Annotated in this window: 5 protein-coding genes; 3 read left to right on the plus strand and 2 right to left on the minus strand. The window is 58.9% G+C overall.

Annotated features, from left to right (window positions below):
- Positions 1–11: 11 nt before the first annotated feature.
- A complete protein-coding gene (locus AC1RQB_RS10040; RefSeq protein WP_063341410.1) occupies positions 12–5,585 on the minus strand; it encodes a dermonecrotic toxin domain-containing protein in 5,574 nt (1,857 codons plus the stop codon).
- A gap of 252 nt (positions 5,586–5,837) precedes the next feature.
- Here AC1RQB_RS10040 and AC1RQB_RS10045 point away from each other — a divergent pair, with 252 nt between their 5' ends.
- On the plus strand, positions 5,838–6,872 hold the full coding sequence (locus tag AC1RQB_RS10045; RefSeq protein ID WP_063341409.1) for an alpha/beta fold hydrolase: 1,035 nt from the start codon (positions 5,838–5,840) through the stop codon (positions 6,870–6,872).
- A gap of 188 nt (positions 6,873–7,060) precedes the next feature.
- Here AC1RQB_RS10045 and AC1RQB_RS10050 read toward each other — a convergent pair whose 3' ends face one another.
- Positions 7,061–7,417 carry a DUF6124 family protein gene (locus AC1RQB_RS10050; RefSeq protein WP_008072318.1) on the minus strand — a complete coding sequence of 119 codons (357 nt, stop codon included), beginning with the start codon at positions 7,415–7,417 and terminating at the stop codon, positions 7,061–7,063.
- A 621-nt stretch (positions 7,418–8,038) separates the two neighbouring features.
- Between AC1RQB_RS10050 and AC1RQB_RS10055 the strand changes: the two genes are divergently transcribed.
- Both AC1RQB_RS10055 and AC1RQB_RS10060 read left to right on the plus strand, forming a co-directional pair.
- Positions 8,039–8,734 (plus strand): hypothetical protein, encoded by a 696-nt coding sequence (locus AC1RQB_RS10055; RefSeq protein ID WP_063341408.1) that lies wholly within the window; start codon positions 8,039–8,041, stop codon positions 8,732–8,734.
- The gene (locus tag AC1RQB_RS10060) at positions 8,731–9,639 is read left to right on the plus strand and encodes a hypothetical protein (RefSeq protein ID WP_063341407.1); all 909 of its coding nucleotides are present in this window, start codon (positions 8,731–8,733) and stop codon (positions 9,637–9,639) included. Before AC1RQB_RS10055 ends, AC1RQB_RS10060 begins: the two co-directional genes overlap by 4 nt.
- The last annotated feature ends 132 nt before the right edge of the window (positions 9,640–9,771 follow it).

Below are 9,771 nucleotides of genomic sequence, written 5' to 3' on the forward strand. Positions count from 1 at the left end.
CCTTTTTCTCATCAGAGGTTTTCGAAGTGTGGCAGCGCGGCAGATTGTTTGCCGATATCGGCGTAAGGCAGGTCGGCGTTGTCTGCGTGGGTGAGAAATCGATGTTGCGGTAATTTCAAGTGGGCTTTCTCGAATGCGCCGAATGCAGGTGCGGCCTTGTAGTAATGGAAGTGGGCGTACCACAGCACTTTCGCTGGTGTTTGCGTCAAGTCCCAGACTTCGTATTCCTGCATATAGTCAATTCGACCATTCGAGCGTCTGCCCAGGTTTTTGATCGGGCTGGTTTTACGGATATCTACCACGTGGTGCGTGACGAGGTCGTCGAGCATTCCATCGGTTGGTTTTTTAATCAGCAGCGACTGACGGGTTCGCAGTGCGCGACCGGTGGCAATCAGTTCGGTGGCCTTGTCGCGTAGCTGCTGGACAAGGGCATTGCCTGGAGCAATGTCCTCGATGCCAAGAGCGCGGCGTGTGAGTTCATTCGCCTCACTGATCATCATGTGCTCAAGGTCCACCGGGAGCATGTCTTGATCCGCGTAGGCTTGAACCCTGGTCTGGTAGGTTTCTTGCGATTGCAATCGGTGGCGGGCATCTGCCACTAACGGTTCAAGTTCTCTGCGAATGGAGTGGGATGGCTGTGGCTGTGGGTTCAAGAGGCGGAATTTGCCGTTGCTCCCTTGTTCCCAGATTTCCATGTACCCACTTCGTCCCGTCAGGATGTATTGCCGCTTTTGTTTAGTCGTTTCCCAGCGCTCCACCCCGATCAACAATTGGTCGCCTTCAGTGGTGAACACTTTTTTGTTGCTGCGCCCTGGAATAGTCGGTGCAGGCAAATCAAGAGCCTTGCGCGCTCTCTCGGCCATTTTCGCGATGCCGTCCATCAATGACGGCACGTCATCCAGATGAAAATGCTGAGGATAGCTGGCAGTCCAGGCATTCATATCCCGACGAAATTGACTGTAGTACTCGATGCACTCTTGAAGGATCTGGTTACGCTGAGCCTTGGTAACATTGACTTCCGGCAGACTGAATTGGGTGAACAAGGCGCGGTCGACTTGGGTTCTTTTCATTTGCGCCTGGCTTTGGAGCCAGGACCAGGACACATCGTTGACGGTGTCATAGCGTGTCACCATTTCCAGCAAGTTACCGGTTCTCATGTAAAGGAGGTTTGCCTCGCTGAGACGCCCGTTCAGCATTGTGACTTCCTGGGTCAGTTGGGCTTTGTGTGCCTTGACGGTAATTTTCTCGTACCAATAGTTAAGGTCCCGCATTTGGGCCTTGATGGTGTCGAGTTCTTTAATCGTTTCCAGCCGCAGCTTCCGGATATCCCCCAGCACACGCAGCCGGTCGGAGAGCGCTGTAGCAGGCAATGTGTCCAGACTCTCTATCAGCGCATCGATGCTGTTCAGCAGGGGATCGGTTCGATGATTGGCAAAGAACAATTGTTGCTTGTACCTGTCGGTCAGTAACGCCGCGTCATCGCTTTGGATTTGCACAAGCGCGCGCTTTTTGTTGCCGTGGCTGAGTGGAAGCAGATCTGCCAGCGTCTGGTAGTGCTGTTTGGCTAACTCGATATCGGCGATGCAGGCTGTCTCAGCTTCGCGCATCAGCGCCTTGGGACGCTCTGGATTGGCGTTGTAGGCTTGCAGGGCGGCTTTGGTGCGCTTTACCTGGGTATCGAATTGCAGGACGAGTCTATCGGCCTCTACGGTCAATGCATGATGGCGACGATAAGCATGGTCGCTCCACCAGCGAGGCAACCGTTCGCGCAGAGCCTGAGGCCATACCGGATCAAGCGTATCTGCCAGGTGCCCGAGCATGTTGCCGCCACCGAGCCCCCCGCCTTCGAACGTAACGCCATAAACGCCGAAATAAGTATCCCAGTGGCCTGCTTCATCGAGCGCGATGGGCTGTTTGTAGGTTTTTTGACTATTGCCGCTCAAGCGCCAGTTGCGTGAGTCCTTGCTGCGCTCGACCTGGAAAATCCGTCCCTGGCGCGCGATAAAATCACCCTCGGCATGGCGGTAGATATTGCGATAGGTCCCATGGGTTGCCGGCTGGAGTCCCGACAGGGAGACTGGCTGCTCATACTCGTAACCGGCGAAGCGTTCGGCCACATGCCGGGCCTGACGCATCGAGGGCATCCGTATCGCGGCCGCCGTTGTGCCCAACTTGTGAAGCTGGCGCGCGCGCGTGACGGAGCGGGCTGTCCGGGAAAGCGCCGAGACTGCAACTTCACCGGGGAGCAGATCCATGGCCGCGTCAATCAATGACAGCAGCACCGACTCGACTTCCGCCAGGCCGTCACCCACGTCTGCGCGTAAAAAGGCCGCCACCGCCTGGTTCGCGGCGATCCAGACATCGTAGAGGGAGATAGCGGTCCCGACGAAAGGCACCAGTCCAAAAGCCATTTTTATGTAGTTGAAGGCGCGCGGGCCTTTCAGTGCGTAACGCTCCATGTACAGCGCGTCGTTGGCGCGGGAGGTGCCGCGATGAGTTTCGATCAGGCGACCCATATGAGCATTGACCAGGTGGGCCGCCAACGAGGTGGTCGCCGGCCAACGCAAGCCGACTCCGATCAACGCGTCGAAGTGTTTAAGCATGCTCTGCTTGATGCGGATTTCGTGGGCTCGTACGTCACCCTGTAAGGCCCGGCCAGCCAGGTAGCCGACCCATTTGTCATGCAGACACAGGTTGAACAGGGCTTTGCGAGCGGTTTCCAGGCTGTCGTAACGGCGCAGGAATTGGCCATCGGGGCTGTCGGGCAGGTATAGCAGGGTGACCCCGCTGACCTGTTCCTCGATGAAGTTCACGCCAGACAAAGTCACGGGGCCTTCATTGGGTGTGTCCTTGCCACCCACGCTCAAGTGGGCCGGCAGCAATACAATGCGCTTGCCATCGGTGCGCCAGGCTTGGGGGGTGTCGGCGTCGATGGCGATGTTCAGGACTTGCAGGTCGTTTTGGTCGATCTGCTTTTGCAGGCGGGCGGTCTCACCCTGCAATTTGAGCATCAGAGCCCAGGGCTCGATCAGGCTCTCGCGGCGATGCTCTTTGCTGAAGACGGACTCGGTGGTCGCCCCTGTGAACGCGTCGCGGATCAGCGTTTCGTATGCCTTGGGCAAGTCGAGCTCCGGCAGGACCCTCATCAGATAATCACGGGTGATGCCGCTTTTCAGGGCTTGGGCTTCTGACGTGTTCGCCGCAGTAACCTCCACCTGCATGAAGCTCAATCGCAGGGAAAGGGGTTCCAGGTTCATCGACGGTGTGTTGTCTATATTGTGTTGGGCCAGATCCTCGAGAGACATCCTGCTACGCGTCACACTTGGAATCAGCACGAGTTTTTGCGGGGTTCCTGGCGCTCCGGGAGCGGGATCGAGATGCTTTGCCCATTTCACCGAATCGGGCAAGTCGAGCTTCACGTCGAAATGGCCCTTGATCGAGAAGTCCTTGCGCAGACGGGCGTGCAAGTGTTTGCGGGTGAAGTTGTCACGGGGTTCCAGGGCGACTGTTATCAGTTCGTGGCTGCGTTGCATCGCCGTGATGTATGCCTCGATCAGTCGCTTGAGCCTGGTACGGTCAGCCTCGGTCAGTGCACTGAGCCAATTTGGCAGGTTGGAGGCGAGGATATTGCTGAGGTCTTGCTCTTGCAGGTGGGCGAAAGCAAGGTTCCTGGCGGCATGCACCGGAACCTGCAACGTGGCGCGGGCGTGTTTACGCAAGATTTCCAGTTGTTCGGTACGCTGCGCGGCCATAGCCGGCTCGGCGTGACGCTGGCGTAGCGCGCCGGCCTGTTCTTCGAAGTCGCTGGTCAGTTGATTCAGCCCGTACGTCAGCGCGTCGCCAGGAATTTTATTCAGATGCAACGTCAGTGCATTGTCCTGCTGATGAATCTGCAATACCTGGCGTTCAAGCTCACGACGGTTGGCAAATCGTTGCAGACCACCGCCGGTGCCAGACCAGTAGAGCAGCACGCTGTGCGGCGAATTGGCATCGGTCAGCGCATCCGCTCGGGTGACGATAAATGCGCCGTTGAGTTCCTGGGCGGTGACCGTGGTTTTGTCACCGCTCTGTTCGGTCATCGATAGGGTCAGGCTGGCCGCGACCGGGTCCGGACCTGGATTGTCGGGAGTGTCCAGCAAGGCCTTGAGCAGGCTGCACTCCTCGTCATTGAGTTGTTTAAGAGCCAGTTGGAGCCTGGCTTCTGCGTGCAGACCGGCCTTATGGGCGCTGTGCAGGGCGGTGAACGCCTGCTGGAACGTGATCACATCCAGTGGGCGCGATCGATAAAGCAACGCAGAGGCGGCCTTGTCTGCGGCTTCTTCGGCGGTTTCCAACGCTTTGAGCGAGTCTTTGAACGGTTGCAGGCCCAGGTCATCTCCTACCTCTGCCACCAATGTTTCGAGCGCATCGCGCTGCTTGTTCAGCGCGGCCCGGCGCAGTGACAAGGGGATATCCGCATGTAGGCTGCCAAACAGTGGCTGTTCACCGGCCACAGTGTTGTCATCGGCGGTTTCCAGCTTGGGGGGTGAGGCGAGAATGGCAGTCTTGCCGCGCTCTTGGTCAACCTGGTCAACCAGGGCGAGGGATTGCGCACCGTGCTCCGCCAACCCGGGCTTGTCGCGGGTTGCGTGGTGTAACGCGCTGACCTGAGCCGGCTGGCAGGCCGCAAACAGGTCGCTTGCGCCCACGCCCATGGGGTCGGTTTTGGCGGTGTATTCAAAGCGAACGTTATCGGTGGGCAAGCCGGGCGGGACGAGTGCCTGTCGGAGAAGCCATGCCTCCATGTCGCTGCGTTGACTGAAAAGTTGAATGGCGACGGGCCGGCAAGGCAGATACAGCCATTGACTGCCGCTGGCCGCCTCGCCTGTGGTGATGACCCATGCGCCTGGGAGTTCGACTCGGCTGAGGTTACTCAATACCAGGGCCAATTGCTCGGTATGGACAGGCTGGCCGTCCAGCGTCAGAGCACCAAGGGGCGGATCAATGATTAACAACAGGGGTTTGAGCTGTTCCGCCGTCAGGGCTCTCTGGGCGAATGCCAGTTGGATGCTCGCTTCGAAATGCTGACGGTAAAGCTGTATTGCCCGTTGTTTACGCGATACCGCAGTGTTGGGGGCACGCGTGTCCCAGTAGGTTGCCCAGCGCTCGCGGTGCGACTGTTCAGGGTTGAGTGTCTTGAGTCGTTCGAGCATTTGCAGTGGAGTCAGGTTCGACAGGGGATGAGTCTGATTCAGACCGGTCACTTGACAGCGCGAATCGAGCGTCGTCTCCAGTGTCGGGTGTTGCAGGACGAAGGCGCAGGCATCGGTGAAGCTGACAAACCGTTGCGGATGCTCCTGTGTGGCGACGAAGAGCAAGCCAGCTTGTTGCCCGGCCAGATCGAGTTTCTGTTTCAACAGTTGAGTGAGCGTGTCACGCATTCCCGGACTGGCGGCAAGAAGCTCGCGCAAGCCCTCGCTGCTTTCGCGCCAGCGTGCCGAAGCATGCAGAAACAGGCTTTCGTCGTAGAGAGGCGGCAGCGCGGATGGGGTAGGTATGAGGATCGGTGCCGGGTTGGGGAAGTCGAAAAGAAGTCTATCGGTCATATCAACATGGCTCGGTGCGAGGAGCGGCGGTTCCACTCCATTTGCGAGCCATTTAAGGAAAGTTCTCGGGGACGGTGGCGGTAAATAGTTATCGCATCAGAGGAGGATGTGATCGAACGCACCTCGTGCAATCGGGCTGTCACGATGACCGCTCGGCAATCTTCATCAAACTGTCACGTAACTGTGGCAGCGCGCTTGAACAAACTTCATCAGACTCGCGCTCTACTGGAGTTCTGCGTTTCGGTGTTTTTCATGCGTGCTTTATTGTTATCGGCGGCCACTTTTCTGGCCGCTTTATTGTTCAGCTTGCCGTCCCTGGCGGCTTCGCGGTGCGATGTCAATGTTCCGACCGAGCGGGTCGATCTGGAGCAGGTGAGCCTGGCCTACCAGAGCATTGGCCGTGCCTCGGACCCTGCGTTGTTGCTGGTGATGGGCCTGGGCGGGCAGTTGATTCACTGGCCGGACGAGGTGGTGGTTGCGCTGTGTCAGCAGGGGTTTCGGGTAATCCGCTATGACAATCGCGATGTGGGCCTCTCGACTTGGCGGCAGGCGCCGGTCGACGCCAACCTGACGTTCGAAGTGCTGCGCTACAAACTCGGCTTGCCGGTATCGGCGCCGTACACCCTGACCGACATGGCAGACGATGCGTTTGGGTTGATGGATGCCTTGCGCGTCGAGCAATTCCACGTGCTGGGTGCCAGCATGGGCGGGATGATCGCCCAACATATGGCGGCCATGGCACCGCAGCGTGTCGAGAGCCTGACCTTGCTGATGACCAGCTCGGGGGCCGAAGGTTTGCCGGCGCCGAGTGCGGCGCTGGTGCAGTTACTCGCGCGACGTGGTGCGCCGAATCGTGAAGTGGCGCTGGAGCAGCAGGCTGATTTGCTGGCGGCATTGGGCAGCCCGGCGGTGAGCGATGACCGGCAGGCGTTGCTGCAGCAGGCGGCGCAGTCCTATGACCGGGCGTTCAACCCGGAGGGCGTGAAACGCCAGATCATGGCGATCCTCGCTGAACGGAGCCGTGTGGCGCTGCTCAATCAATTGCGGGTGCCGACGCTGGTGGTTCACGGCACCGCCGATCCGTTGTTGCCGGTGATGCACGGCGTACACTTGGCGGCGCACATTCGCGGCAGTCAGTTGAAGCTGATCCCGGGGCTGGCCCATCGTTTTCAGGAGGCGTTCAAAGCGCCGTTACTGGCGGCGGTGTTGCCGTATTTGCAGGCCCACCGCGAAGACACCTCGCATTGGGCGCAGATCGATCCAGTGGCCGAACACAATCTTCTGTAACACCCAAATCCAAACTGTGGGAGCCCTGTGGCGAGGGAGCTTGCTCCCGCTGGGCTGCGAAGCGGCCCCGATCCTGCAGAGGTTGAGCCTCAGATAATCCGCATTTACCGGTTTGCGACTGCTGCGCAGCCGAGCGGGAGCAAGCTCCCTCGCCACAAAAGCGCCTCAAAATTACAGTGGAGGCTGGTTTACGTTGGAACGAAATTATCCAGCATCCGGTTCACCGCCAGTTCACCCAGCATGACCGAGTTCTGGATGCCGAGCACGGTGTTGCGCTGCGGGCCGTTCAGCTGCCCCGCGAAATCACTCAACATCACGCTCGCCGCCGCCAGCGATTCGCAGGCGTTGACCAGCAGGGTTTCGTTATTGGCGTCGGGGGCGATGAGGTAAAGGGTGCTGGGTTTGCGTGGGGTGTCTTTGGGAATGACCGGTTTGAGGTAGTAATCGAGGGCGCGGTCGGCGGCTTCGTTGAGCTTTTTGGAGCCTGGGGTTTCGTATGGGGAAACGTCGTCGGTTTCCGGTGGGTTTGGAGTAATTTTGAACATTGGTACGGTAATCCTTTTAGTAGAGCCGCAACCTGTCTCGCTACTAAACGGGAGGGTGGCAGCTGTGCGCAAGTTAGTAGACCGGTAAGATTACCCAAAAACCCGGCGCGCCCGAGGGCGCCATGCGCACAGCTACCATCAAGCGCAGGTCGAAACCTGACTGGATGACACTTGTGCAACCGGATAATCCTAGCCGGGCTACTAAACCCGATCACTGGGAATCAGTGACAGGAACCAAGTTACCGACGGGCCTCCAGGCGCACAAGCCGGCGGATTCTGACGTGGTTGTAGGCGACGGCGCAAGGCGCTGTAGCTTTCAGGAAGTAACGCTAAACAAAACTAAACACGCCCTCCCAAACACCCGAAATCCCCTGTGGGAGCGGGCTTGCTCGCGAATGCGGTGCTTCAGTCAATGCACATATCGACTGACACGACGCCTTCGCGAGCAAGCCCGCTCCCACAGGGGGAACACTGCAATAGCTGCTACCCCGGTGCCTGCAAGTGTATCGTTCGAAATCCACTGAGAACCGCCGAATCGAAAAATATATCAATGTGCCACTACGGTTTTTACCGCTGCTGCCGACATAGGCAACATCGTTAATAATCATAGGGACTTGATCCATGAATCTTCACGTTCTACGCACCTGGGCAGTACTGACATTGCTCGCCTGCCTGACCCTCACTGGCTGTGCCCATGTGCAACCTCCAGTACCGCTGGACCATCAATTCTGGGATGCCAAAGAGCCGACTATCGGCGTGGCGATCACCGTGGTGCCGGAGCCGGTGCTGGCGTTGACCGGCAATCAGGGGATTCTCGATTACGCCATCAATAAGGGCGTTAACAACAAGCTCAGTGACAACGTCGAAAAATGGCAAGTGGGCGACCTCAACACCTTGCCCGATGTGCTTGTCGCCAAGCTGCAGGCCAAGGGTTACAAAGCCAAGCGGATCAACGAGCCATTCGACCTGAAGATGTATAAGGAAACCAGTTTCCGCGAAGGCTACATGACCCGTGACATGACCCCGGTCAAGGCCGCCTACGGCGTGGATCGTCTGCTGCTGGTGAATGTCTACGCCACCGGTGCCACCCGCAGCTACTACAGCATCGTGCCGACCAGTGTGCCGATGGCGCAGGTGGGCGGACAGGGCATGGTGATCGATCTGGCAGACAACAAACTGCTGTGGTTCAAACCCTTTGTCGCTACGCAAGCCGCCCAGGGCGAGTGGGACGAGCCGACCTACACCAACCTGTCCAACGCGTTCTATCAGGCTGTGGACAATAGCCGTCAGCAAATGATTACCCCGTTCGCGCAATGAAGCGCTTACCCACAGTGGCCGGTGCGCTGGCCCTGCTGATGATGACGGGGTGTGCGCAAAAACCGGCCCCTGAGGCTGGTTTCAAGGACCAGAGTGCCTTGCCTTACGTCCAGGCCCACGGCCTTAAGGTCGATGTGCAGTTGCCGCCATCCTTTGTGGGGGCCAGCACCGTGATCGACTCCCAGGCGGCTTTGAAGGCTGCATCGTCGAGTCATAATCTGGTGGCGAGTTCGGGCAACACTGCCGGGCTTGCCGGCTTGTTGGTCGCCAGCCTGATCAACACCCAAATGGGCAGCGGCAGCTTGCAGCGCGATGCGGAAAAAACCGCGCTCAAGGAAGCGCGACCGATGACCGACTTGCTTGCAGGCGTTCCGTTGCAGGAGCGTCTGCAAAAGCGCTATCAACAGGCTTCGCAAGTGGCCGGGTTCAAGCAGGGAGAAGGGCAGGTCACCGCGCGCTTGGTGATAGAGCCCAAACTGATGCTTACCCCCGATCGCGGCAGTTTCGTGCTGGTCAACCAGGTGCAAGTCCAGGACATTGCCGGTTCGGCGCTGTATCGCATGCGGATCGAAGTGGTCAGCCAGCCGATTCGGCGCTGTGGCAAGCAGTGCATCGACGACGGCAGCCTCGATTTGGCGAAGGTCACGGCCGTGCTCGACGAGTGTATCGACGAATCGATGCGCGTTTTGTCCACCGACCTGATGCAGCCGGCACCGCCAGCGGCAGCCCAGGAAACCTTGCGTTATGTGCTTGATGGCCAGCGAGTGGTGGAGCGTGGTTATCAACTGGCCAACAACGGTAACTACTGGCGTTATCGCAACCTCTACGGGGCGGTGAAGTCAGTGCCGGTGCCGTTTGAAGATGCATTGACGCAAGCGCAGTTGCAGAAGGTTTACGGGCAGTAATGCCCAATGCCAGTCAGTTAAGCGAGTAAAACGCTTTTCTGTAGGAGCCAGGGGTGGGGGGGGGGGGGGGGGGGGGGGGGGGGGGGGGGGGAGGGGGGGGGGGGGGGGGGGGGGGGGGGGGGGGGGGGGGGG

This window comes from Pseudomonas sp. GW822-FHT02E03 (genome assembly GCF_058802325.1).

What these genes read in the sequence shown, in the direction of transcription:
- AC1RQB_RS10045 (WP_063341409.1), top strand. Translation starts at nt 5,838, where the DNA reads ATGCGTGCTTTATTGTTATCGGCGGCCACTTTTCTGGCCGCTTTATTG.
- AC1RQB_RS10060 (WP_063341407.1), top strand. Translation starts at nt 8,731, where the DNA reads ATGAAGCGCTTACCCACAGTGGCCGGTGCGCTGGCCCTGCTGATGATG.
- AC1RQB_RS10055 (WP_063341408.1), top strand. Translation starts at nt 8,039, where the DNA reads ATGAATCTTCACGTTCTACGCACCTGGGCAGTACTGACATTGCTCGCC.
- AC1RQB_RS10050 (WP_008072318.1), bottom strand. Translation starts at nt 7,417, where the DNA reads ATGTTCAAAATTACTCCAAACCCACCGGAAACCGACGACGTTTCCCCA.
- AC1RQB_RS10040 (WP_063341410.1), bottom strand. Translation starts at nt 5,585, where the DNA reads ATGACCGATAGACTTCTTTTCGACTTCCCCAACCCGGCACCGATCCTC.